22 protein-coding genes and 3 rRNA genes are annotated in these 24860 nt (G+C 65.7%); 7 read left to right on the top strand and 18 right to left on the bottom strand.

The features are described 5' to 3' along the window. Nucleotides 1–166 precede the first annotated feature (166 nt). Both AWC19_RS27380 and AWC19_RS27385 read right to left on the bottom strand, forming a co-directional pair. A complete protein-coding gene (locus AWC19_RS27380) occupies nt 167–1072 on the bottom strand; it encodes a tetratricopeptide repeat protein (protein WP_085081213.1) in 906 nt (301 codons plus the stop codon). A gap of 133 nt (nt 1073–1205) precedes the next feature. Further along, a complete protein-coding gene (locus tag AWC19_RS27385) occupies nt 1206–2387 on the bottom strand; it encodes an acetyl-CoA C-acetyltransferase (RefSeq protein ID WP_085081214.1) in 1182 nt (393 codons plus the stop codon). Nucleotides 2388–2468: 81 nt separating this feature from the next. On the opposite strand from AWC19_RS27385, the gene mce reads away from it, so the two are divergent. Then, the gene (gene mce, locus AWC19_RS27390; protein ID WP_085081215.1) at nt 2469–2948 is read left to right on the top strand and encodes a methylmalonyl-CoA epimerase; all 480 of its coding nucleotides are present in this window, start codon (nt 2469–2471) and stop codon (nt 2946–2948) included. Nucleotides 2949–3021: 73 nt separating this feature from the next. Here the strand turns inward: mce and AWC19_RS27395 are convergent, their stop codons facing one another. Then, nucleotides 3022–3318: a hypothetical protein gene (locus tag AWC19_RS27395; protein WP_085081216.1), complete on the bottom strand. Its 297-nt coding sequence runs from the start codon at nt 3316–3318 to the stop codon at nt 3022–3024. A 22-nt stretch (nt 3319–3340) separates the two neighbouring features. Beyond that, on the bottom strand, nt 3341–4012 hold the full coding sequence (gene nucS, locus AWC19_RS27400) for an endonuclease NucS (protein WP_085081217.1): 672 nt from the start codon (nt 4010–4012) through the stop codon (nt 3341–3343). A gap of 45 nt (nt 4013–4057) precedes the next feature. Here nucS and AWC19_RS27405 point away from each other — a divergent pair, with 45 nt between their 5' ends. The 3 genes from AWC19_RS27405 (at nt 4058) to AWC19_RS31340 (ending at nt 7364) form a co-directional block, all read left to right on the top strand. Further along, on the top strand, nt 4058–5683 hold the full coding sequence (locus AWC19_RS27405) for an adenylate/guanylate cyclase domain-containing protein (RefSeq protein WP_085081218.1): 1626 nt from the start codon (nt 4058–4060) through the stop codon (nt 5681–5683). Between the two features lie 170 nt (nt 5684–5853). Next, nucleotides 5854–7233 (top strand): L-lactate MFS transporter, encoded by a 1380-nt coding sequence (locus tag AWC19_RS27410; RefSeq protein ID WP_483869938.1) that lies wholly within the window; start codon nt 5854–5856, stop codon nt 7231–7233. Then, nucleotides 7230–7364: an MFS transporter small subunit gene (locus tag AWC19_RS31340; RefSeq protein WP_264072746.1), complete on the top strand. Its 135-nt coding sequence runs from the start codon at nt 7230–7232 to the stop codon at nt 7362–7364. The genes AWC19_RS27410 and AWC19_RS31340 overlap by 4 nt, the downstream gene beginning before the upstream one ends. Nucleotides 7365–7386: 22 nt before the next feature. Here AWC19_RS31340 and AWC19_RS31705 read toward each other — a convergent pair whose 3' ends face one another. Further along, entirely contained in the window at nt 7387–7740 is a 354-nt protein-coding gene (locus AWC19_RS31705; protein ID WP_372508674.1) for an acyl-CoA-like ligand-binding transcription factor, read from the bottom strand. Further along, a complete protein-coding gene (locus tag AWC19_RS31710; protein WP_372508675.1) occupies nt 7709–8044 on the bottom strand; it encodes a TetR/AcrR family transcriptional regulator in 336 nt (111 codons plus the stop codon). Before AWC19_RS31710 ends, AWC19_RS31705 begins: the two co-directional genes overlap by 32 nt. Nucleotides 8045–8160: 116 nt before the next feature. Between AWC19_RS31710 and AWC19_RS27420 the strand changes: the two genes are divergently transcribed. Both AWC19_RS27420 and AWC19_RS27425 read left to right on the top strand, forming a co-directional pair. After that, nucleotides 8161–9648, top strand: a complete 1488-nt coding sequence (locus AWC19_RS27420) for a DNA-3-methyladenine glycosylase 2 family protein (protein WP_085081219.1) — start codon at nt 8161–8163, stop codon at nt 9646–9648. Next, a complete protein-coding gene (locus AWC19_RS27425; protein WP_085081220.1) occupies nt 9645–10142 on the top strand; it encodes a methylated-DNA--[protein]-cysteine S-methyltransferase in 498 nt (165 codons plus the stop codon). Before AWC19_RS27420 ends, AWC19_RS27425 begins: the two co-directional genes overlap by 4 nt. A 51-nt stretch (nt 10143–10193) precedes the next feature. On the opposite strand, the gene rrf is transcribed toward AWC19_RS27425, so the two are convergent. From rrf to murA, 4 genes are all read right to left on the bottom strand, one after another. Next, nucleotides 10194–10306 (bottom strand): 5S ribosomal RNA (gene rrf / locus AWC19_RS27430). A gap of 90 nt (nt 10307–10396) precedes the next feature. Further along, nucleotides 10397–13484: ribosomal RNA gene (locus AWC19_RS27435) — 23S ribosomal RNA — on the bottom strand. 274 nt (nt 13485–13758) lie between these two features. Beyond that, nucleotides 13759–15278: ribosomal RNA gene (locus AWC19_RS27440) — 16S ribosomal RNA — on the bottom strand. Together the 16S, 23S and 5S rRNA genes form the textbook arrangement of a ribosomal RNA operon. 368 nt (nt 15279–15646) lie before the next feature. Continuing rightward, complete coding sequence (murA, locus tag AWC19_RS27445) at nt 15647–16900, bottom strand: UDP-N-acetylglucosamine 1-carboxyvinyltransferase (protein WP_085081221.1); 1254 nt, start codon at nt 16898–16900, stop codon at nt 15647–15649. A 95-nt stretch (nt 16901–16995) separates the two neighbouring features. Here murA and AWC19_RS27450 point away from each other — a divergent pair, with 95 nt between their 5' ends. Further along, nucleotides 16996–17592: a cob(I)yrinic acid a,c-diamide adenosyltransferase gene (locus tag AWC19_RS27450; protein WP_085081222.1), complete on the top strand. Its 597-nt coding sequence runs from the start codon at nt 16996–16998 to the stop codon at nt 17590–17592. Nucleotides 17593–17628: 36 nt separating this feature from the next. Here AWC19_RS27450 and AWC19_RS27455 read toward each other — a convergent pair whose 3' ends face one another. The 8 genes from AWC19_RS27455 to AWC19_RS27490 form a co-directional block, all read right to left on the bottom strand. Then, entirely contained in the window at nt 17629–18072 is a 444-nt protein-coding gene (locus AWC19_RS27455) for a DUF2550 domain-containing protein (protein WP_085081223.1), read from the bottom strand. 6 nt (nt 18073–18078) lie between these two features. After that, the gene (locus tag AWC19_RS27460; RefSeq protein WP_085081224.1) at nt 18079–18444 is read right to left on the bottom strand and encodes a F0F1 ATP synthase subunit epsilon; all 366 of its coding nucleotides are present in this window, start codon (nt 18442–18444) and stop codon (nt 18079–18081) included. 45 nt (nt 18445–18489) lie between these two features. Then, nucleotides 18490–19965 (bottom strand): F0F1 ATP synthase subunit beta, encoded by a 1476-nt coding sequence (gene atpD, locus AWC19_RS27465; RefSeq protein ID WP_085081225.1) that lies wholly within the window; start codon nt 19963–19965, stop codon nt 18490–18492. 21 nt (nt 19966–19986) lie between these two features. Beyond that, the gene (locus AWC19_RS27470) at nt 19987–20904 is read right to left on the bottom strand and encodes a F0F1 ATP synthase subunit gamma (RefSeq protein WP_085081226.1); all 918 of its coding nucleotides are present in this window, start codon (nt 20902–20904) and stop codon (nt 19987–19989) included. A 6-nt stretch (nt 20905–20910) separates the two neighbouring features. After that, nucleotides 20911–22614, bottom strand: coding sequence for a F0F1 ATP synthase subunit alpha (atpA, locus tag AWC19_RS27475; protein ID WP_085081227.1), 1704 nt, complete (start codon nt 22612–22614; stop codon nt 20911–20913). Between the two features lie 62 nt (nt 22615–22676). Then, nucleotides 22677–24017, bottom strand: coding sequence for a F0F1 ATP synthase subunit B/delta (locus AWC19_RS27480; protein ID WP_085081228.1), 1341 nt, complete (start codon nt 24015–24017; stop codon nt 22677–22679). A gap of 6 nt (nt 24018–24023) precedes the next feature. Beyond that, nucleotides 24024–24569, bottom strand: coding sequence for a F0F1 ATP synthase subunit B (locus AWC19_RS27485; protein WP_085081229.1), 546 nt, complete (start codon nt 24567–24569; stop codon nt 24024–24026). Between the two features lie 9 nt (nt 24570–24578). Next, the gene (locus tag AWC19_RS27490) at nt 24579–24824 is read right to left on the bottom strand and encodes a F0F1 ATP synthase subunit C (protein ID WP_067113102.1); all 246 of its coding nucleotides are present in this window, start codon (nt 24822–24824) and stop codon (nt 24579–24581) included. Nucleotides 24825–24860 lie beyond the last annotated feature (36 nt).

The raw sequence follows: 24860 nt of genomic DNA on the forward strand, positions 1-24860 counted from the left end.
GGCGGCAACGGCGGCAACGCCGTCCTGCTGGGCAACGGCGGCAACGGCGGCAACGGCGGTGTGTTCGGGCTGCCCGGCGCGGGCGGTGCCGGCGGCAATGCCGGGCTTTTCGGCCTGCCGGGGAGCGACGGGATACCGAGCACCTAGCGGACGGCCGCGCCCGCTGTCAGTACAGCGCGTTGGCCAGGTTGCGCCGGCCGGCGACGACCTCGGGGTCGGCGGGATCGAAGAGCTCGAACAGCTCGATCAGTCGGGTGCGCACCCGGGTGCGGTCGTCACCAGACGTCTTGCGCACCAAGGCGATCAGGCGCTCGAACGCCGCACCGACGTCTTGGTTGAGGATCTGCACGTCGGCTGCGGCGAGGGCGGCGTCGATGTCGGCGGGCGCGGCGTCGGAGGCGGCGACCGCGTCGGGGCGTTGCGCGGTGGCGCGCGAGAGGAAGTCGATCTGGCGTATCGCGCCCTTGGCCTCGGCGCTGGCCGGGTTGGCATCCAGTATCGCCTGATACGACTGCTTGGCGGCGGCCAAGTCGCCGGCCTCGAGCTGTTGGCGCGCCTGGGCCAGCTTCGGGTCGACCTCGGCGGCTTGCCCGGGATCGCTTGGGCCCCTTAGCTTTCCGGCGGTCGCCGAAACCAGCGAATCCACCCAGCGGCGCAGCTGATCGGGCGGCTGCAGCCCCTGGAAGCTGGTCAGCGGCTGCCCGGCGGCCAAGGCCACGACCGTCGGGACCGCGTCCACCCCGAAGATCTGAGCCACCCGGGGCGTCGCGTCGACGTTGACCGACGCCAGCGACCACTTGCCGTTGTCCTCGGCGGCCAGGGCCGACAGCGTCTCCAACAGCTGCACGCAGGCGTCGCTGCGGGGCGACCACAACACGACGACGACGGGTACTTCGTCGGACCGGGCCAGCACTTCCTGTTCGAAATTGGCCTCGGTGACCTCCGTCGTGCCCGGGGTCCCCTGCGCCGCGGGGCCGGCGGTCGAAGCGTTCTGCTGGGCGCGCTGCTTAAGGCCGGACAGATCCACCGCACCGGCCAGCGCGGGCCCGATAGAGGATCGCGGACGCGTCACGCCGTCAAGTTTGTCATGCGCGGCGGCGGCCGCTCCACCCGGTCACGCGGGGCCTCAGCGGCGTCTATGACGAATGTCACAACGGGCGCGGCCAGCTAACCACGAGCGACGCCGGCGGACCGCCCGAACCGGGCTAGCCGGCGCGCAGTATCAAGGCGTCGCCCTGGCCGCCGGCACCACACAGCGCCGCGACGGCGTAGCCGGAGCCGCGGCGGGCCAATTCCAGGGCCGCGTGCAGCGTGATCCTGGCTCCCGACATGCCGATCGGGTGGCCGACCGCGATCGCGCCGCCGTTGACGTTGACGATCGCGGGATCGACGCCGAGCTCACGGGTCGAGGCCAGCGCCACCGCGGCGAACGCCTCGTTGATCTCCACCACGTCGAGCTGGTCCACGGAGATGCCCTCGCGGGTGAGCGCCTTCTTGATCGCGTTCGCCGGCTGCGACTGCAACGTCGAATCCGGGCCCGCCACAACGCCGTGCGCGCCGATCTCCACCAGCCACGAAAGACCCAGTTCCTGCGCCTTGGCCTTGTTCATCACCACCACGGCGGCGGCGCCGTCGGAAATTTGCGACGCCGAACCGGCGGTGATGGTGCCGTCGCGGCGAAACGCCGGTTTCAGGCCGGCCAGCGACTCCACCGTGGTGTTGGCCCGGATGCCCTCGTCCTCGGTGAACTGCAGCGGATCACCCTTGCGCTGAGGGATGTTGACGGGCACGACCTCGTCGGTGAAGACGCCGTCCTTCCACGCCGCGGCCGCCTTCTGGTGCGACCGCGCAGCAAACTCGTCCTGCTCGAGGCGGGTGAACTGGTCCACGTCGTTGCGCTGCTCGGTCAACGCGCCCATCGGCTGGTCGGTGAACACGTCGTGCAGGCCGTCGTAGGCCATGTGGTCCAACACCTTGACGTCGCCGTATTTGTAGCCCGCACGACTGTCCATCAGCAGGTGCGGCGCCTTCGTCATCGACTCCTGGCCGCCGGCCACCACCACGTCGAACTCCCCGGCGCGAATCAGCTGATCAGCCAGCGCTATTGCGTCGATCCCGGACAGACACATCTTGTTGATGGTCAGCGCCGGGACGTCCCAGCCGATGCCAGCCGCCACCGCCGCCTGCCGCGCGGGCATTTGGCCGGCCCCGGCCGTCAGCACCTGCCCCATGATCACGTACTCAACCGCGGAGGCAGGGACGTTCGCCTTTTCGAGCGCGCCGGCGATCGCGATGGCACCCAGGTCGCTGCCCGAAAAATCCTTCAGCGAACCCATCAGCTTGCCGATGGGCGTCCGCGCTCCAGCAACTATCACCGACGTCGTCATGAGTTCCTCCTAGGTGTGCGCAACCGGCCGATTCCGCCACCTGGAGAAGCGGAATCTTTGCTGCCACGTTACCGTGGTGAGATGACGACCGATCAAGTTGACGCCCGTCAGCTGCTGGCCACCGCGTTGGTGACGGCGATCGATCACGTCGGCATCGCAGTCGCCGACCTCGACGCTGCTATCACCTGGTACCACGACCACCTCGGCATGATCCTTGTGCACGAGGAAGTCAACGAGGACCAGGGAATCCGCGAGGCCATGCTGGCGGTGCGCGGCGCTCCGAAGGGCACCGCACAGATCCAGCTGATGGCCCCGATCGACGAGTCCTCGACGATCGCGAAGTTCCTCGACAAGCGCGGGCCAGGGATCCAACAGATGGCCGTCCGCGTCAGCGACCTGGACAGTCTCTCCGAGCAGCTCCGCTCCCAGGATGTCCGGTTGGTCTACGAGGCGCCCCGGCGCGGTACAGCTAACTCGCGGATCAACTTCATCCATCCCAAGGACGCCGGCGGGGTGTTGATCGAGTTGGTCGAGCCGGCCTCGGACACCGCGCGCAACTAGCGGCGATCGCTTTCGCGGCGTAGCCGACGCCGAGCGTGCGGCCAGCCTCACATTCGTGACGGCCGCGACCTCCTCACGACCACTTCCGGGTCGGGCCGCGGTTGGCCCGGTTGGCCCAGCACGGGCTGTGCCAATGCCGCCGCTCTTCTGCGCCCGACAGCAGCGAGTCCGCCGGCCAGACCACGACATGGGCTGTGCCGGGACGGATTTCGTGGTCGCACCCGGGGCAGCGATAAGTTTTGACCGCGCGAGCGGCGGCGACCGGGTGCACTTCGTAGTCGTGGCCATCGGGCCCGGTCTCCACCCTGCGCAGCGCCGGCGCCAGCGACATCGGCCGCTGGCGGCGTGGCGGGGGACGGCGCCGAGCCATGCCGCCAGTGTAGTGAGGCGGGTCAGAACAGCCGGTATTCGTCGCTGTCCATGCCCCGCATCTTGTCGTAATCCAGTGTCACACAACGGATCCCGCGGTCGGTGGCCAACGTGCGCGCCTGCGGTTTGATCTGCTGGGCGGCGAAGATCCCGCGCACCGGCGCGAGCGCGCTGTCGCGGTTGAGCAACTCGAGATAGCGGGTGAGCTGCTCGACGCCGTCGATCTCGCCGCGCCGCTTGATCTCCACGGCGACCGACCCACCCCGTTCGTCGCGGCAGAGCAGGTCGACGGGCCCGATCGCGGTCATGTACTCGCGGCGGACCAACGTGTAGCCCTCGCCCAGCAGTTGGACGTGTTCGGCGAGCAGCGCCTGCAGGTGCGCCTCGACCCCGTCCTTGACCAGGCCCGGGTCGACACCCAGGTCGTGGCTCGAGTCGTGCTCGATCTTTTCGACGGTGATCCGCAACTGCTCGCCGGCCTTGTTCTCGACCACCCATACCGGCACGTCGCCGCCGGCGTCCTCGGTCAGCCAGCACGGCGGGCTCATCCAGTTCAGTGGCTTGTAGGCGCGGTCGTCGGCATGCACGCTGACCGACCCGTCGGCCTTGAACAACAGCAGCCGCCGCGCCGACGGCAGGTGTGCGGTGAGCCGGCCGACGTAGTCGACGGTGCACTGGGCTATCACTAGGCGCACCCGACTCACCTTAGAGCGTGGCCGACAAACTAGGCTGACGCCACCATGTTGGCCAACCAGAGCGTGGCCCAGCGCCTGGGTAGGGTGCTCGAAAAGGTGACCCGCCAAAGCGGCCACCTGCCGGAAACCCCTGCCTACGGCTCCCTGCTGCTGGGCCGGGTGACGGAAAGCCAACGGCGCCGGCGCATCCGCATCCAGATCATCATGACCGTGCTGGTGCTGGGCGCCAACCTGATCGGAATCGCCGTCGCGCTGCTCTTGGTGATCGTCGCCATTCCCGAGCCGAGCGTCTTCCACGACGCGCCGGCGTGGCTCACCTTCGGAGTCTCACCGGCCTACATCGCGCTGGCCCTGGCGGTCGGCACCTACGGGATCACGCGCCGGACCGTGCTGGCGTTGCGCTGGGCCATCGAGGAGCGCTCGCCGACCGCGGAAGACGAGCGCAACACCTTCGTGGCGCCGTGGCGCCTCGCCATCTATGACCTCATTCTGTGGGGCATCGGGACGGTGGTGTATGCGACGCTGTACGGCCTGGTCAACACGCTGTTCATCCCGCGGTTCGTGCTCGTGGTCAGCTTCTGCGGGGTGCTGGTGGCCACCGGGAGCTACCTGCTGGCCGAGTTCGCGCTGCGCCCGGTGGCCGCTCAGGCGCTCGAGGCGGGACCGCCGCCGCGACGGTTGGCCTCAGGCCTGATGGGGCGGACCATGATGGTCTGGTTCGTCGGGTCGGGCATGCCGGTGATCGGCATCGCCTTCCTGGCGTCCTTCCAGATCATCATGCGCAACCTGACCGAGACCGAGTTCGCGGTCGGCGTGCTGATCATCTCGTTCGCGACGCTGATCTTCGGGTGTGTGTTGATGTGGATTCTGGCCTGGCTCACCGCGACACCGGTGCGCGTTGTGCGCGCGGCGCTGCGGCGCGTCGAGCGCGGCGACCTGCGCGGCGACCTGGTGGTGTTCGACGGCACCGAGCTCGGCGAGCTGCAGCGAGGCTTCAACGCGATGGTCGACGGGCTGCGCGAACGCGAACGCGTGCGCGACCTGTTCGGCCGGCACGTCGGACGCGAAGTCGCCCTGGCGGCCGAACGCGAGCGGCCGAAACTGGGCGGCGAAGAGCGCCACGTCGCGGTCGTCTTCATCGACATCGTCGGCTCCACGCAGCTCGTCACCCGCCAGCGCCCGGCCGAGGTCGTCGCGCTGCTGAACCGATTTTTCGCGATCGTCGTCGACGAGGTGGACCGTAACTGCGGCCTGGTCAACAAGTTCGAGGGCGACGCGGCGCTGGCCATCTTCGGGGCGCCCAACCGCCTGGAGTCCCCGGAAGACGCCGCCCTGGCGGCGGCACGCCGGATGGCCGACCGGCTGTGCGACGAAATCCCCGAATGCCAGGCGGGCATCGGCGTCGCGGCCGGTCAGGTCGTCGCCGGCAACGTCGGCGCCAAGGAGCGGTTCGAATACACCGTGATCGGTGAACCGGTCAACGAGGCCGCGCGGCTGTGTGAGCTGGCCAAGTCGCAACCCGGCAACCTGCTTGCGACGGCCGACGCCCTCGAGGGCGCGAGCGAAGACGAAAGCGCCCATTGGACTTTGGGCGAGACCGTGACCCTGCGCGGCCACGACCGCCCCACCCAGCTCGCCTGCCTGGCGGACGCCGCCGGCTCCCGTCGGTAATCCGCGCTGACAACGCCAGTGGTCAACGTCGAAGCGCTGCGACGATAGAAATCCGTTATCGCGCAATAGAAAACGTGTTTTGACCCCACGGTTGGGCCGCCTCGATAGTGTCGACGGGCCGAAGCTCCGGCCCGTCGACCTCCGGAAGGGTGTCCGCGACAACCGTTGGCTTGCTGGACCGTTCGAAAATCGTCGCAAGACCCGGGTGGAGCCGCTGGCTCGTTCCTCCGGCGGCGCTGTCCATCCATCTCGCCATCGGATCGGCCTACGCCTGGAGCGTCTTTAAGGTCCCGCTGGAAAAGTCGCTGCACGTCTCCGGCACGGCCAGTGCGATGCCGTTCACCATCGGCATTGTGATGCTGGGCCTTTCGGCCGCGGTGTTCGGCACGCGCGTCGACCACTACGGGCCGCGGTGGGCGATGTTCATCGCCACCGTCTGCTTTTGCAGTGGCCTGCTGATTGCGGGCTTCGGAGTTTCGGTATGCCAATACTGGCTGGTCGTCTTCGGCTACGGGGTGATCGGCGGCGCCGGCCTGGGAATCGGCTACATCTCGCCGGTGTCCACGCTGATGAAGTGGTTTCCGGACCGCCCCGGCATGGCGACCGGCTTGGCGATCATGGGCTTCGGCGGTGGCGCGCTGATCGCCTCACCGTGGTCGAACGGGCTGCTCGCCGCGTTCGGTCGGACCAGCAGCGCCGGCATCGCCAAGACCTTTGTCGTGATGGGCTGCACCTACGCGGTATTCATGTCGGTGGGGTGGCTGTTGGTCCGGGTGCCGGCGCCGGGATGGGCCCCCGGAGGCTGGGAGCCCAAGCCACACCGGGTCGGGGGGTGGGGCACCACCGCCGGCGTTTCGGCGGCCACCGCGATGAAGACCCCGCAGTTCTGGTTGCTGTGGGTGGTGCTCTGCTTCAACGTGACCGCCGGGATCGGCATCCTGGAGAAAGCCGCACCGATCTACCAGGACTTCTTCCCGGCCGCCCCGCGAGCGGCCATGCTGGCCTCGGCGGCCGCCGGCTACGTCGCCCTGCTGTCGTTGGCCAACATGCTCGGCCGGATCGGCTGGTCGTCGCTGTCGGATGCGTTGGGGCGCAAGAACATGTACCGGCTCTACCTAGGCGGCGGCGCGCTGCTGTATTTGACGCTGGCGCTGACGACCAACTCCAACAAGCTCACCTTCCTGTTGTGCACCGTGCTGATCCTGTCGTTCTACGGCGCGGGGTTCTCGACGATCCCGGCGTACCTGCGGGACCTGTTCGGCACCTACGAGGTGGGAGCCATCCACGGCCGGCTGCTGACGGCGTGGTCGGTCGCGGGCGTGCTCGGACCGCTCATCGTCAACGCCATCGCCGACTCGCAGAAGGCGGCCGCAAAGCACGGCCCGGACCTTTACCTTGCCTCGTTCGAGGTGATGATCGCCCTGCTGGTCGTCGGGATGGTGTGCAACGAGCTGATCAGGCCGGTGCGCCCCCGGCATCACCAGACCGCACTTTCGGACGCCGCGCCGGCGCCCGAAACGCTTTCCTACCAACCGGAGACGCAACCATGACCGACCCGACGACCACTGCGGCACCCGTCCGGCCCGGCGTCATCGCGCTGGCCTGGCTGTGGGTGGCCGTGCCGTTCGCCTACGGCGTCTGGGAGCTGCTGTCAAAGGTCACCCAATTGTTCGGCGCCTGACCGGGCTTCGCGCCGAAGCCGACTAGGCAGCTCTTCGCTGGGGACGTCGTATCGGTCTTGGTGGGCCCGGACGCGCTCGCGGTACTCGGCGGCGTCGAGGCCGGTGTCGGTCCGCCGATACCGTTGACCGCCGCCATCTGCGGTCCGTCAGCGAACCGCCGTCGCGCAGCCAGTCGTCCAAGGCGATCCGAACGGCGGCCATCGCCAACGCGCCGATCAGTCTCGGACGCGGGTCGTCTACCGTGAGGTCCGCCAATCGGGGCGCAATCGTTTCGGCGCTGGCCGCCTCGAATCGCAAGTAGGACAACAACGTCCAAGCGCGCAGCGCCGACGACTCGCGAGTGTCACGCTCCATCTCCTCGACGTGATCGGCCATCTCGTCGAAGCCCGATCCCAGCTCTCGAAAGGCCGCCGCCACCGCGTCGACGGCCGACAGCTCCGCGGGCTGGCGCTGCACCGCGCCGGTGATCGCCGACCCAGGCGGCGCAGAAGCCCTCGGCGACCGCGTATTCCTTGGAGTCGAAGTAGCGGAAGAACGTGGCGCGACCGCCGTCCGCGTTTCGCGCGATCCGGTCGATCGGCGTGGCCGCCAGCCCGTCGCTCATCACAAGGCGGGCCGCGGTCACCGCGAGGCGCTCCCTGGTGCGCTGCCGCTTGTCGAGCCTCAGACTCTGAGACATGGTCTCACTGCAGATTTAGTCTCGTCCGTTGGCCAGGCCTGTGTGTGCCGGCCGGTCCCGACGACGATGTCGCATTTCCGCCAGTGTTGTCGGTGGGCGGGTGTAACTGTGGAGGCGTGCACGAAGACTTCGAACGCTGTTACCGCGCGGTGCAGGCGAAGGACGCCCGGTTCGACGGCTGGTTCGTCACGGCGGTGCTGACCACCCGGGTTTACTGCCGCCCCAGCTGCCCGGTCCGGCCGCCGTTCGCCCGCAACGTGCGCTTCTATCCGACGGCCGCGGCCGCGCAGCGAGCGGGGTTCCGAGCATGCAAGCGATGCCGCCCCGACGCGAGCCCGGGGTCCCCGGAGTGGAACTTCCGCGGTGACGTCGTGGCGCGGGCGATGCGCCTGATCGCCGACGGGACGGTGGACCGCGAGGGTGTCGGCGGCCTCGCCGCCCACCTCGGGTACACGACGCGCCAGCTGGAGCGGCTGCTGCAGGCCGAGGTGGGCGCCGGGCCGCTCGCGCTGGCCCGCGCGCAACGCGCACAGACCGCCCGGGTGCTCATCGAGACCACGGACCTGCCGTTCGGCGACGTCGCCTTCGCCGCCGGCTTCTCCAGCATCCGCCAGTTCAACGACACCGTGCGCCTGGTGTTCGAGACCACCCCGACCGCGCTGCGCAGCCGCGCAGCGATCCGGTCCGGGCCCGCCGCCAGCTGCCGAGGAGCGCTGAGCCTTCGGCTTCCGGTGCGCACGCCGTTCGCCTACGAGGGGGTCTTCGGTCATTTGGCGGCCGGCACCGCGCCCGGTTGTGAGGAGGTCCGTGACGGCGCGTACCGGCGCAGCCTGCGGCTGCCCCGCGGGAGCGCCGTGGTCAGCCTGACCCCGGCCGTCGATCACGTCCGCTGCCAGCTCGTGCTCGACGACTTCCGCGACCTCACCACCGCGATCGCGCGCTGCCGCCGGCTGCTGGACCTCGATGCCGATCCGGAGGCGGTGGTCGACGCGCTGGGCGCCGACCCGCGGCTCGGTCCCGTGGTGAAAAAGTCGCCGGGGCAACGGATCCCACGCACCGTCGACGAGGCGGAGCTCGCCGTGCGGGCGGTGCTTGGCCAGCAGGTCTCCACCAGGGCCGCGAGCACGCATGCCGGTCGGCTGGTCGCGGCCTACGGGCGCCCGATCGACGATCCCGGGGGCGGCCTGACCCACACCTTCCCGTCCGTCGAGCAGCTCGCGGAGATCGACCCGGTCCACCTTGCGGTGCCCCGGGCGCGGCAACGGACGCTGAGCGCCCTGGTTGCCGCGCTCGCGGACGGCAGCGTGGTCCTGGACGCCGGCTGCGACTGGGACGGTGCGCGCGCACAATTGCTGGCCCTGCCCGGCGTAGGGCCGTGGACGGCCGAGGTCATCGCGATGCGCGGCCTCGGCGACCCGGATGCGTTCCCCGCCAGCGACCTGGGGCTTCGGCTGGCCGCCGAGCACCTCGGCTTGCCGACGCACGAGCCGGCACTCGTCGAGCACAGCGTCCGGTGGCGGCCCTGGCGCTCGTATGCCACCCAGCATCTGTGGACCACCCTCGAGCATCCCGTAAACCGTTGGCCGCCAAAGGAGGTCGCATGATCCGCTACCGCACCATCGACAGCCCGATCGGGCCGCTGACCCTGGCCGGGCGCGGTTCGGTCCTGACGAACCTGCGGATGGTCGACCAGACCTACGAACCGAGCCGCGCCGGCTGGTCACCCGACCCGGACGCGTTCGCCGACGCCGTCGACCAGCTGCGCGCCTACTTCGCCGGCGAACTCACCGATTTCGACATCGAGCTCGATTTCGCCGGGACCGGGTTCCAGCGGCGGGTATGGGAGGCGCTGCTGACCATCCCGTACGGGGAAACCCGGTCCTACGGGGAGATCGCCCGACAGATCGGCGCGCCGGGTTCGGCGCGAGCGGTGGGCTTGGCCAACGGACACAACCCCATCGCTATCGTCGTGCCCTGCCATCGGGTGATCGGCGCCGGCGGGAGTCTGACCGGATACGGTGGCGGCCTCGACCGGAAACGCGCGCTGCTCGATTTGGAGAAAAGGCGCGCGTCGGCGACTTTGACGTTATTCGACTGAGCGACATGCGAATGCAAAAACACCCCCGTCGCCGGGGGTGTTTTTGTATATGTTCGGCGGTGTCCTACTTTTCCACCCGAATGGGCAGTATCATCGGCGCTGACAAGCTTAGCTTCCGGGTTCGGGATGGGACCGGGCGTTTCCCTGTCGCTGTGGCCGCCGTAACTCTATTTATTTCTCATTCACGTGTTCTGGTGGGGGGTGCGGTGCGCCGCGGCATTGCTGCCAGGCGCTGGATCGTGGTTGCGATTTGTGTTGGTAAGTTTTCGGCCGGTTAGTGCCAGTTCCCTACACCCATTGCTGAGCTTCTAGGTCTGGCCTATCGAACCCATGTTCTGTGGGGGGCCTTATCCCTCTAAAAGGGTGAGAAACCTGATCTTGGAGAAGGTTTCCCGCTTAGATGCTTTCAGCGGTTATCCTGTCCGAACGTGGCTATCCAGCGGTGCCCCTGGTGGGACAACTGGTAGACCAGAGGTTCGTCCGTCCCGGTCCTCTCGTACTAGGGACAGGTTTCCTCAAGTTTCTGACGCGCGCGACGGATAGAGACCGAACTGTCTCACGACGTTCTAAACCCAGCTCGCGTGCCGCTTTAATGGGCGAACAGCCCAACCCTTGGGACCTGCTCCAGCCCCAGGATGCGACGAGCCGACATCGAGGTGCCAAACCATCCCGTCGATATGGACTCTTGGGGAAGATCAGCCTGTTATCCCCGGGGTACCTTTTATCCGTTGAGCGACACCCCTTCCACTCGGGGGTGCCGGATCACTAATCCCGACTTTCGTCCCTGCTTGACTTGTAAGTCTCGCAGTCAAGCTCCCTTGTGCATTTACACTCAACACCTGATTGCCGTCCAGGTTGAGGGAACCTTTGGGCGCCTCCGTTACATTTTAGGAGGCAACCGCCCCAGTTAAACTACCCGCCAGGCACTGTCCGTGAACCGGATAAACGGTTCGACGTTAGGTGTCCAATACGATCAGAGTGGTATTTCAACAACGACTCCGCCCCAACTGGCGTTGGGGTTTCACAGTCTCCCACCTATCCTACACAAACCGTACCGAACACCAATACCAAGTTGTAGTGAAGGTCCCGGGGTCTTTTCGTCCTGCCGCGCGTAACGAGCATCTTTACTCGTAGTGCAATTTCGCCGAGTCTATGGTTGAGACAGTCGAGAAGTCGTTACGCCATTCGTGCAGGTCGGAACTTACCCGACAAGGAATTTCGCTACCTTAGGATGGTTATAGTTACCACCGCCGTTTACTGGGGCTTAAATTCTCCGCTTCACCTTACGGTTAACGGGTCCTCTTAACCTTCCAGCACCGGGCAGGCGTCAGTCCGTATACATCGTCTTGCGACTTCGCACGGACCTGTGTTTTTAGTAAACAGTCGCTTCTCGCTGGTTTCTGCGACCGGTTCCCGCTCCCAGCGCAAGGCTGTTCACGGTGTGCCGGTCCCCCTTCTCCCGAAGTTACGGGGGCATTTTGCCGAGTTCCTTAACCATAGTTATCTCGTACGCCTCGGTATTCTCTACCTGACCACCTGTGTCGGTTTGGGGTACGGGCCGTGTGTGTGCTCGCTAGAGGCTTTTCTTGGCAGCAGAGGATCACCGAATTCGCCTCAATCGGCTATGCATCACCTCTCAGGAATATGAGCGACGGATTTGCCTATCGCTCTCCCTACGGGCTTACCCCAGTATTACCACTGACTGGTACGGCTACCTTCCTGCGTCACCCCATTGCTTGACTACTACCAGCGAAGGTCCCACGCAGCCCCGAACCTCCACGCCCCCGAAGGGGCATGATCGATCCGGTTTTGGGTGGTTAGTACCGCTGATTCATCACGGGCGCCCACACACGGGTACGGGAATATCAACCCGTTGTCCATCGACTACGCCTGTCGGCCTCGCCTTAGGTCCCGACTCACCCTGGGCGGACTGGCCTGGCCCAGGAACCCTTGGTCTTTCGGCGGGCAAGGTTCTCACTTGCCTTATCGCTACTCATGCCTGCATTCTCACTCCCCCACCCTCCACCACCGGTCACCCGGCGGCTTCCCTGAATGGGGGACGCTCCCCTACCCAACCTTGCGGTTGTCGCGGCTTCGGCGGTGTGCTTGAGCCCCGCTACATTATCGGCGCACAATCACTTGACCAGTGAGCTATTACGCACTCTTTCAAGGGTGGCTGCTTCTAAGCCAACCTCCTGGTTGTCTCTGCGACTGCACATCCTTTTCCACTTAGCACACGCTTTGGGGCCTTAGCCGGCGATCTGGGCTGTTTCCCTTTCGACGTACGGAGCTTATCCCCCGCCGTCTCACTGCCACGCTATACACCACGGCATTCGGAGTTTGGCTGACGTCAGTAACCTAGTAGGGCCCATCGGCCATCCAGTAGCTCTACCTCCGTGGTGAAACACGCGACGCTGCACCTAAATGCATTTCGGGGAGAACCAGCTATCACGGAGTTTGATTGGCCTTTCACCCCTACCCACAGCTCATCCCCTCAGTCTTCAACCTAAGTGGGTTCGGGCCTCCACGCGGTCTTACCCGCGCTTCACCCTGGCCATGGGTAGATCACTCCGCTTCGGGTCCAGAACACGCCACTCAGACGCCCTATTCAGACTCGCTTTCGCTGCGGCTACCCCACACGGGTTAACCTTGCGACGTGTCCCTGACTCGCAGGCTCATTCTTCAAAAGGCACGCCATCACCCCATAAAGAGGCTCTGACGGATTGTAGGCGCACGGTTTCAGGTACTCTTTCACTCCCCTCCCGGGGTACTTTTCACCATTCCCTCACGGTACTAATCCGCTATCGGTCATCGAGAAGTATTTAGGCTTACCGGGTGGTCCCGGCAGATTCACAGCGGATTCCACGGGCCCGCTGCTACTCGGGAGTTGATACAAGGTAGGTGCCGGGTTTTCGCGTACCGGGCTCTCACCGTCTGCGGCGGACCGTCCCAGGCCACTTCCGCTAACCACGACACTTTTTGACTACCCCTCAGCCAGGTAGAGCTGAGACATATCAATCCCACAACCCCGCACACACAACCCCTACCCGGTTACACATGCGTGCGGTTTAGCCATGTTCCGCGTTCGCTCGCCACTACTGACGGAATCACAATTGTTTTCTCTTCCTGCGGGTACTGAGATGTTTCACTTCCCCGCGTTCCCTCCCGCACCCTATATATTCAGATGCGGGTAACACGACATCACTCGTGCTGGGTTTCCCCATTCGGAAATCCTCGGATCAACGCTCGGTTGACAGCTCCCCGAGGCATATCGCAGCCTCCCACGTCCTTCATCGGCTCTCGATGCCAAGGCATCCACCATGCGCCCTTAAGCACTTACAAACACAAAAACCAAAGAAAATTACACAAAACGAACACGCCACCACGTGGGCAGCGCATCCATTTAGATGCTCGCAACCACTATCCAGTTCTCAAACACCACACCCCACCACCAAGATGGGGAGACACCCACTCATGCCGATCCGAGTGTTGCCTCAGGGCCCAATAGTGTGTCTGGCTTCGTTTGCTGTTGCGCACCCGGCCCCCGCCCACTACAGGCGGGAACCCCTCACGGCCTGCACCCCACCAGTTGGGGTGCTTTCGTGGTGCTCCTTAGAAAGGAGGTGATCCAGCCGCACCTTCCGGTACGGCTACCTTGTTACGACTTCGTCCCAATCGCCGATCCCACCTTCGACAGCTCCCTCCCAAAGGGTTAGGCCACTGGCTTCGGGTGTTACCGACTTTCATGACGTGACGGGCGGTGTGTACAAGGCCCGGGAACGTATTCACCGCAGCGTTGCTGATCTGCGATTACTAGCGACTCCGACTTCACGGGGTCGAGTTGCAGACCCCGATCCGAACTGAGACCGGCTTTAAAGGATTCGCTTAACCTTGCGGCATCGCAGCCCTTTGTACCGGCCATTGTAGCATGTGTGAAGCCCTGGACATAAGGGGCATGATGACTTGACGTCATCCCCACCTTCCTCCGAGTTGACCCCGGCAGTCTCTCACGAGTCCCCGGCATTACCCGCTGGCAACATGAGACAAGGGTTGCGCTCGTTGCGGGACTTAACCCAACATCTCACGACACGAGCTGACGACAGCCATGCACCACCTGCACACAGGCCACAAGGGAACGCCTATCTCTAGACGCGTCCTGTGCATGTCAAACCCAGGTAAGGTTCTTCGCGTTGCATCGAATTAATCCACATGCTCCGCCGCTTGTGCGGGCCCCCGTCAATTCCTTTGAGTTTTAGCCTTGCGGCCGTACTCCCCAGGCGGGGTACTTAATGCGTTAGCTACGGCACGGATCCCAAGGAAGGAAACCCACACCTAGTACCCACCGTTTACGGCGTGGACTACCAGGGTATCTAATCCTGTTCGCTCCCCACGCTTTCGCTCCTCAGCGTCAGTTACTGCCCAGAGACCCGCCTTCGCCACCGGTGTTCCTCCTGATATCTGCGCATTCCACCGCTACACCAGGAATTCCAGTCTCCCCTGCAGTACTCCAGTCTGCCCGTATCGCCCGCACGCCGAGGGTTAAGCCCCCCGGTTTTCACGAACAACGCGACAAACCACCTACGAGCTCTTTACGCCCAGTAATTCCGGACAACGCTCGCACCCTACGTATTACCGCGGCTGCTGGCACGTAGTTGGCCGGTGCTTCTTCTGCAGGTACCGTCACTTGCGCTTCGTCCCTGCTGAAAGAGGTTTACAACCCGAAGGCCGTCATCCCCCACGCGGCGTCGCTGCATCAGGCTTGCGCCCATTGTGCAATATTCCCCACTGCTGCCTCCCGTAGGAGTCTGGGCCGTATCTCAGTCCCAGTGTGGCCGGACACCCTCTCAGGCCGGCTACCCGTCGTCGCCTTGGTAGGCCGTCACCCCACCAACAAGCTGATAGGCCGCGGGCCCATCCCACACCGCAAAAGCTTTCCACCAAAAGGCATGCGCCTAAAGGTCCTATCCGGTATTAGACCCAGTTTCCCAGGCTTATCCCGAAGTGCAGGGCAGATTACCCACGTGTTACTCACCCGTTCGCCACTCGAGTACCCCCGAAGGGGCCTTTCCGTTCGACTTGCATGTGTTAAGCACGCCGCCAGCGTTCGTCCTGAGCCAGGATCAAACTCTCCAAACAAAATCCCCTCGCTAACGAGGTGAATTCACAATCAGAGATACCTGACAAGACGCCAAAATCTGGCGTCAAAAAAGAGCCATACCCACACACGGGGAGTGCAGAGTATGGCCAAAAAACAACAACAAACTTAAAGACCAAACACACTATTGAGTTCTCAAACAACACTCATGCTTGTTTTCGCCCGCTTCCGGGCAACCCTGCCAGCTTAATACCGATCTGGCGGGGGCGTCAAGCCCCAGTTTCGGTCATCTTGTGTGAGGACCGCTGCGGGGCAGCCGTGCCAGGTTAGTACCACTCCGGCGAGGGAGTCAAGCGCCCCGGTTCGGTCCCCTTCAGCGGCGACCGGCCTTGTGGGGCACTGACTTTGACTACTCTACCCGCTCGATCTCGGCTCCCAAAATCGCCAGGTTTTCCACGAACAACGGGTAGCCGCGGTCGATGTGGAAGACGTCGTGGACCTCCGTGTCGCCGTCAGCGACGAGCCCGGCGAGCACCAGGCCGGCGCCGGCCCGGATGTCCGAGCACCACACCGGCGCGCTCGACAGCTGCGGGAGGCCCCGCACGACGGCGTGGTGCCCGTCGGTGCGGGCGTCGGCGCCGAGCCGGATCATTTCCTCGACGAACCGGAACCGCGCCTCGAACACGTTCTCCGTGATCATCGACGTGCCGTCGGCGATCGAGGCCAGCGCAATGGCCATCGGCTGCAGATCGGTCGGAAATCCCGGAAAGGGCAAGGTCGCGACGTTGACGGCCTTGGGGCGCTCGTACTGGCTGACCCGGAAGCTGTCGTCCGTCTGGGTGACGGTGGCGCCCGCGTCGTGCAGTTTGTGCAGCACGACTTGCAGGTGCGCCGGGTCTACGCCGGTCACCTTGATGTCGCCCCGGGTCATCGCCGCGGCGATGCCCCAGGTTGCGGCCACGATGCGGTCGCCGATCACCCGGTGCTCGGTCGGGTGCAGCCGCGGCACGCCGGTGATGGTCATCGTCGGAGAGCCCGCGCCCTCGATCTGCGCGCCCATCTGGTTCAGCATCGTGCACAAGTCGACGACGTCGGGCTCGCGCGCCGCGTTGTGAATCGTGGTGACGCCCTCGGCCACGACGGCCGCCATCAGAATGTTCTCGGTGGCCCCCACGGAGGGGAACTCGAGCTGAATCTCGGCCCCGCGCAACGTGTCCGCCTGCGCGACGACGCATCCGTGCTCGATGTTGCATTGCGCGCCCAGCTGTCGCAGACCCGCCTGATGCATGTCCAGGGGACGCGACCCGATCGCGTCGCCACCGGGCAGCGCGACTCGGGCTCGCTTGCACCGGCCGACGAGCGGTCCGAGCACGCACACCGACGCCCGGAACTGCCGCACCGCGGCGAAGTCGGCGTCGTACTTCGGCTCGTCGGGCGAGGTGATGCGTGCGACGTCGCCGTCGAGTTCGACGGTGGCGCCCAGACCGCGCAGCACCTCCGCCATCAGCGGCACGTCGAGGATGTCGGGGCAGTTGGTGATGGTGCTGGTGCCCTCGGCCAGCAGCGTCGCGGCCATCAGCTTGAGCACGCTGTTCTTGGCGCCCCCGACGGCGACTTCGCCGGACAACCGGTTGCCGCCGGTCACCACGAATCGCTCAGCCACCCGCGTCAGTCTAGTGAAGCGTTTTCGGGTTGTCAGTCAGCCTCGCGAGGGAGTCAACCGATCGATCCGGGCGGCCCGCCGAGTACCGTTTTCTCATGGCGATCCACCTGACCCGCATATACACGCGCACCGGCGACGACGGGACGACGGGCCTGAGCGATTTCTCACGGGTTTCGAAGAACGACCCCCGCCTGGTGGCGTACGCGGATTGTGACGAGGCCAACTCGGCGATCGGAGTCGCGGTGGCGCTGGGCCGGCCCAACGAGGAAATCGGCGGTGTGCTGCGCCAAATTCAGAACGACCTGTTCGACGCCGGCGCCGACCTGTCCACGCCGGTCGTGGCAAACCCCGAATACCCGCCCCTGCGGGTCACCCAGGCCTACGTCGACCGGCTGGAAGGGTGGTGTGACAAGTACAACGAACCCTTGCCGTCGCTGACTTCCTTTGTGCTGCCGGGAGGTTCGCCGCTCTCCGCGCTGTTGCACGTGGCCCGCACCGTGGTGCGGCGCGCCGAGCGGTCGGCCTGGGCGGCGGTCGAGTCACAGCCCGACGGCGTCAACGTCCTACCCGCCAAGTATCTGAACCGGCTGTCGGACCTGCTGTTCATCCTGGCGCGGGCGGCCAACCCCGGCGGGGATGTCCTGTGGCAGCCGGGCGCACAGCCGGGTGGCGGCGCGTCGAGCGCCGGCTAGCGAAGGTCGAAGTGCCGCAAGCCGTTCGGCCTGCCGTCACACGCTGCGACGGCGCGCCCGCGGCGACGGGCGCGATTCCAGCCAGGACAGGAACGCGGTCAACGCGCCCTTGTCCAGCGCGATCTCGTAACCGGACCTGCGGTCCTGCGTGGTATCGCGCAGCTCCAGCACCACTATCTCGTCGGTCATGATGTCGAACTCGTCGCCGCGCGGGGCGCGCCGGGCCACGATCTCCACCCCCCGGCGGCTCAGCCGCCGATCGGGCCACAGCCGCAGGCTGGACAGCCGGTAGAACGCGGCTTCGCCACCGCGGTAACGGATCACGCCATGCCTCCAGCCGTGGCCGCCGACGGCCGGGATGTCGCGCATGATCCCTGCCGTTCCGCCCTGACGCAGCTTCCACAGCCGGTAGCTGAGGGCCACCACGGCCGCCGCCAGCAGGACGACGAGCACGACCATGCCAACCATGGGCGCGCTCATCGGCAGTTAGTCGATCGCGCCGACGGCGCGCAGTCTGGCGCGTCCACGAGCGGCGATCCGGGGATCGTCGGACTCCGAGTCCTCTCTGGCGGAGGCCTCGTCGATCTCCGACTCGAACTCGGCCGACTCGGCGAGGACGGTGACCGTCTCCTCGGTCACCGACAGGAAACCGCCGTCGACCGCGATCCGCAGGTCGTCTTCGCCCTCCCGCTCGATGCGGACCATGGCGTCGTCGACCAGCTGGGCCACCAGCGGGATGTGGCGCGGCAGGATGCCGATCTCCCCGACCGTGGTGCGGGTGAACAAAAAGGTCGCCTCACCCGACCAGATCTTGCGGTCGACGGCGACTATCTCGACGTTCAATTCCGCCATGCCACAAAACCTTTCAGAGCCTTCTCACAACCTCTAACTCGGTCCTCAGGAATCCAGCTTGGCGCCAAAGCTTTCGGCTTTCTTCGCAAGGTCGTCGAGTCCGCCGATCAGGAAGAAGGCCTGCTCGGGAATGTGGTCGAAGTCGCCCTTGGTCAGGCGGTCGAACGCCTCGATGGTCTCCTTGACCGGCACCGTCGAACCCGGCTGGCCGGTGAACTGTTCTGCCGCCATCATGTTCTGCGACAGGAACCGCTCGATGCGGCGTGCCCGGTTGACCAATTGCTTGTCCTCTTCGGACAGCTCGTCGATGCCGAGGATGGCGATGATGTCCTGAAGGTCCTTGTAGCGCTGCAGGATCCGGATGACTTCCTGGGCCACGCGGTAGTGCTCGTCGCCGACGACGCTGGGGTCGAGGATGGTCGAGCTCGAGGCCAGCGGGTCCACCGCCGGGAAGATGCCCTTGGAGAACACCGAACGCGACAGCTCGGTGGTGGCGTCCAGGTGCGCGAACGTCGTCGCCGGCGCGGGGTCGGTGTAGTCGTCGGCGGGCACATAGACCGCCTGCATGGAGGTGATCGAGCGGCCCCGCGTAGAGGTGATGCGCTCCTGCAGCTCGCCCATCTCGTCGGCCAGGGTGGGCTGGTAACCCACCGCGGACGGCATGCGGCCGAGCAGCGTCGACACCTCCGAACCGGCCTGCGTGAACCGGAAGATGTTGTCGATGAACAGCAGCACATCCTGGCCCGCCTCATCGCGGAACCACTCGGCCATCGTCAGCGCGGACAGGGCGACCCGCATGCGGGTGCCGGGCGGTTCGTCCATCTGGCCGAAGACCAGCGCGGTGTCCTTGAGCACGTCGGCCTCTTTGAGCTCGACCCACAGGTCGTTGCCCTCACGGGTGCGCTCCCCCACGCCGGCGAAAACGGAGGTGCCACCGAAGTTTCGCGCAATGCGGTTGATCATCTCTTGGATCAGCACCGTCTTGCCCACGCCGGCGCCGCCGAACAGCGCGATCTTGCCGCCGCGCACGTACGGGGTGAGGAGGTCCACGACCTTCAGGCCGGTCTCGAGCATCTCGGTTTGCGGCTCGAGGTCTTCGAACGCCGGCGGCTTGCGGTGGATCGACCAGTGGTCGAAGTCCTTGCCGTACCCCGGCTCGTCCAGGCAGTCGCCCAGGGCGTTGAACACGTGGCCCTTGACTTTCTCACCGACCGGGACCGAAATCGAGTGGCCGCTGTCGATGACCTCGACGCCACGCACCAGTCCGTCGGTGGGCTGCAACGAGATGGTGCGCACCAGGCTGTCACCGAGGTGCTGGGCGACCTCCAGCGTCAGGGTCTTCTTGAGCTCCTCGAAGGTGACCTCCGCGTTGAGCGCGTTGAAAAGCTCAGGCACGGAGCCGCGCGGGAACTCGACGTCGACGACGGGCCCGGTGACGCGTACCACGCGGCCGCTGGTCTCGCCGTTGCGCGACTTCCCGTTCTTTTCGGTCTTTTCGGTCGTTTCGGTAGCAGCAGCCATAATTGTCTTCTTCCTCGTGTGCTACTGGGCGTCGGCGAGGGCGTTTGCGCCACCGACGATTTCGCTGATCTCCTGGGTGATTTGGGCCTGCCGCTCGCGGTTCGCCATCAGCGTCAGCTCCTTGATCAAGTCGTCCGCGTTGTCGGTCGCCGACTTCATCGCTCGCTGGCGCGAGGCCAGCTCGGACGCCGCCGATTCGAGCAACGCCGCGTACACGCGGGTGGTTATGTAGCGGGGCAGCAACGCCTCGAAAAGAGTTGTCGCACTGGGCTCGAACGAGTACAACGTGTGGAGGTCGTGGGTGTCTTCGACATATTCCACCACCAGCGGGGCGATGCGGTGGGCCACCGCGGCCTGCGACATCATCGATTTGAACTCCGAATACACGATGTGCAGCTCGTCGACGCCCTGGTCCTCGTCGGACTGCTGAGCCTCCTCGTCGCCCGCGCCCTTCATGAACGTCTCGACCAGTGTCGAAGCGATCTCCGCGGCGTTTTCATACTTGGGTTGCTCGGAGAACCCCGTCCACGATTCGGTGATGTCCCAGTTGCGGAACCTGAAGTAGTTCAGCGCCTTCCGGCCCACCGTGTACACCACCGGCGTCTTGCCTTCCTCCCTCAGCAGGGAGAACAGCTCCTCGGCGCGACGGAAGATGTTGGAGTTGTACGCCCCGCACAAACCGCGGTCGGAGGACACCACCAACACGCCGGCCTGCTTGGGCTCTTCCCGCTCGACCAGCAGCGGGTGATCCAGGGCGGCCTCGGCGGACAGGGTGGTCAGCATCGCGGTGATCTGGAAGGCATAGGGCCGCGCGGCTTCCAGCCGCGCCTGGGCCCTGCCGATGCGCGAGGTCGCGATCATCTCCTGGGCCTTGGTGATCTTCTTGATCGACCCCGCCGAACGGATCCGGCCCCGCAATTCGCGAAGTGTGGCAGCCATCGTTAGCTACTTCTTGTCCTTGCCGGAGTCCTTCTTGGCGTCGCCGGAGTCTCGCTTGGACTCCTTCTTGTCCTTCGGCTTCTCCTTTTTGACCTGCACCGACTCCTTTTCCAGCTCCTCCTCGTTCATCGCCTCGACGTGCTCGTCGGGCACCACCGACCCGCCGTCGCTGGCGGCAAAACCCTTCTTGAAGTTGTTGATGATCTCGGTGAGCTGGTTTTCACCCTCCTCGGAGAGCTTCCCGCTGTCGCGGATGCCGGCCAGGAATTTCTCCTCGGAGGCTCGCATGTGGTCCAGCAGTTCGGCTTCGAAGCGCCTGACGTCCTCGACGGGCACCGAGTCCAGGTGGCCGCCGGTGCCCAGGAAGATGGACACCACCTGTTCCTCGACGGGCATGGGATGATACTGCGGTTGCTTGAGCAGCTCGACCAGCCGCTCGCCGCGCTCCAGCTGCGCCTTGGACGTGGCGTCGAGGTCCGAGGCGAACGCGGCGAAGGATTCCAGTTCGCGGTACTGCGACAGGTCCAGCCGCAACGATCCGGCCACGTCCTTCATCGCCTTGATCTGCGCGGCACCACCGACGCGGGACACCGAGACGCCGACGTTGATGGCCGGCCGGACGCCCTGGTTGAACAGGTCGGACTCCAAAAAGCACTGGCCGTCGGTGATCGAGATGACGTTGGTGGGGATGTACGCCGAGATGTCGTTGGCCTTGGTTTCGATGACCGGCAGGCCGGTGAGCGAGCCGCCCCCGAGGTCGTCGGAAAGCTTGGCGCAGCGCTCCAGCAGCCGCGAGTGCAGGTAGAAGACGTCGCCCGGGTAGGCCTCGCGGCCCGGCGGGCGGCGCAGCAGCAGCGAGATGGCACGGTAGGCCTCGGCCTGCTTGCTCAGGTCGTCGAAGACGATCAGCACGTGCTTGCCGTCATACATCCAGTGCTGGGCGATCGCCGAACCGGTGTACGGCGCAAGCCATTTGAAGCCGGCCGAGTCGGAGGCCGGCGCCGCGACGATCGTCGTGTAGTCCATCGCCCCGCCCTCGTCGAGCGCGCGGCGCACGGCGGCGATCGTGGTGCCCTTCTGCCCGATGGCCACGTACACGCACCGCACCTGCTTGCGCTCGTCGCCGGACTCCCAGTTTTGCCGCTGGTTGAGGATGGTGTCCACGCAGACCGCGGTCTTCCCGGTCTTGCGGTCGCCGATGATCAGCTGGCGCTGGCCGCGGCCGATCGGGGTCATGGCGTCGATGGCCTTGATTCCGGTCTGCAGCGGCTCTTTCACGCCCTGCCGCTGCACCACCGACGGCGCCTGGATCTCCAGTGCGCGGCGGATGTCGGTGTCGATGTCGCCCCGGCCGTCGATCGGCTGGCCGAGCGGGTTGACGACGCGACCCAAAAACGCGTCGCCGACGGGGACCGACAACACCTCGCCGGTGCGCTTAACCTGTTGGCCCTCTTCGATTTTCTCGAAGTCACCGAGGATGACGGCGCCGATGCTGTGCTCGTCGAGGTTCAGAGCGACGCCGAGCACGCCACCCGGGAACTCGAGCAGCTCCTGCGTCATGACCGAGGGCAGGCCTTCGACGTGCGCGATGCCGTCACCGGCCTCGATGACGGTGCCGACCTCCTCGCGGGCCGTGTCCGCGGTGAAAGAGCCTACGTACTCCTCGATCGCGCTCTGGATGTCGTCAGCCGAGATTGTCAACTCTGCCATGGCTTTTCGTTCTTCCTACTTGATCTTCGTCTTGGCGTGAATCTGTGATGACTCGTCGGTGTTCAGTCGGGCAACTGAGCCTCGGCCGCGGCCAGGCGAGAGGACAACGTCCCGTCGATCACCTCGTCGGCCACGGCGATCAACAGCCCACCCAGCAATTCGGGGTCGACCTGCTGCTGCAGGGTGACCGGGTGGCCGTAGATGCGGCTGAGAACATCGACGAGGCGGGCGCGCTGGGCATCGCTGAGTTCGGCTGCCGCGCTGACCTTCGCGACGATCTCGCCCCGGCGCGCCACGGCGACCTCGGCGAGAAACTTCATGGCTTCCTCGGCCGGCCCACCCCTGAGCAGCTCAACGGTCTGGGTGAGCAGCGCCCGCGCGATCGGGTTTACCCTGCCGCCCGCGTTGTCGAGCACCTTGCGCAGCAACGCCACCCGCCCCTCGGCCGGAGCGGCGTAGTCGCCCAACATGATCCCGAGCCGCGGCTCCGTCTCGAGGATGCGGGAGAACCGGAACAATTGGTCCTCAACCTCATCCACGCGGCCGTCCCGCTCGGCGACCTCCAGCAGCGCCTGGCGCGAAAGGTGTTCGACGGCATCGACCAGATCGGAATTGGCCGACCAACGCTCCGACACCGCCGCGCGCAGCACGTCGAGCGTCGCGTCGCCGACTTTGCCGGACACCAGTCGTTCGATCAGCCGCACCCGGGGACCCGCGTCTTCGGCGGGCACGGTCAGATACCGGGTGACGACGATCTCACGGTCCAGCGTCTGGGCCACCGAGACCAGCTCGCTGGAGACGGCGGTAAGCGCTTTGTTGTCAAGGTTTTTGGCGATCGCGGCGAATCGGTCCGACAGGTTTGCCAGCGCTTCACGGCTAGCCGACCGCATCTTCTTCATCAGGGGGTACTCGACGTTCGCGGCGGCCGGGGCCATCGCATCGAGCTCGTCGAGGAACCGGTCCACGGTGGACGACTGCTGCGCGGGGTCGGCAACGTAGTTACGCACCAATTCCCTTGCCTGGCGCACGGACTCGTGGCCCAGTTCCAGGCGGAGCTGGCGGGTCAGCTGCGACCGCATCAGCTCGGACTGGCGCGCGCCCTGGACCGTGATGCGCTCGGCCTCGATCTCGGCCTGGGCCCGGAATTGCTCGGCGATCCGTCGCGAATCTTCCTCGGCCTCTTCGACTACCCGCTTGGCTTCCCTCTTGGCGTCTTCGACCGCCCTGCTGTGCGCCGTGGTCGACTCGGTGAGCCGCTCGGCGGCCGCGGCCGAATCGGCCAACTGCTGGCGCACCGCGTCCTGCCGGTCCTTCATCAACTTGCGCACGGGCGGCACGACATACCGCCATACGAGGGCCACGATGACGGCGAACCCGAACAGTTGTCCGAAAAAAGTCGACATCGGTGATTACCGCCCGGACGACCCTGTTGCGGAGGTTGCCGCGGCGGTCGGCGCGACCTCAACGCCCAGGATCCGGCTCGCCAGGGTCGCCGACATCTCTTTCACGTTGGCCCGCAGATCCAGTTCCACGGTGTCCCTCTCCCGCTTCAATTGCTCGGCGGCCAGCTGCAACGTCGACATCACCTCTTGCTCGGCGCGGGCGCGCGCGTCCTCGACGACCTTCCGGCCTTCCGCGCGGGCGTTGTCCCGCAAGGACGACGCCTGCACGCGCGCGTCCTTCATGGCTGCTTCGTAGTCGGCTTGGGCGGCCTCGAACTGCTCCGTCGACTTCTTGTTGTCGGCCGCGGTCTTGGCGACCATGGCGTCGCGCTCCCGCACCACCCGCATGACCGACGGCACCACGAAGGTGCCGATGACGGCGAGCACGATGAGGAAGATGGCCAGCACGAAGAAGAAGGTGCCGTTGGGGACGAGGAAGTTGCTGCCGCCGCCCTTGCCGCCACCCTCTGCTAACTGGCGAGACGCCAGCACGACGAGGTTCGAGTCACCCATCGCAGCGAACTAGGTGACCGGGGTGGCGAAGACGAACAACGCCATGAACGCCAGGTTGATGAAGTAGGCCGCCTCGACCAGACCGACCGTGATGAAGAACGGCGTAAACAACCGGCCCTGCGCCTCCGGCTGCCGGGCGATCCCCGCAACCAGCGCGTTACCCGCGACACCGTCGCCGATACCGGCACCGATCGCGCCGCCACCCATGATCAGTCCACCACCGATGAGAGCACCGGCAGCGATAGTGGGGTCCATTCTCTTCTCCTTTATCTAGCGTTATCGGTCGGCTTG

It is taken from the genome of Mycobacterium palustre (assembly GCF_002101785.1).
In the GTDB taxonomy this organism is placed as follows: Bacteria; Actinomycetota; Actinomycetes; order Mycobacteriales; family Mycobacteriaceae; genus Mycobacterium; species Mycobacterium palustre.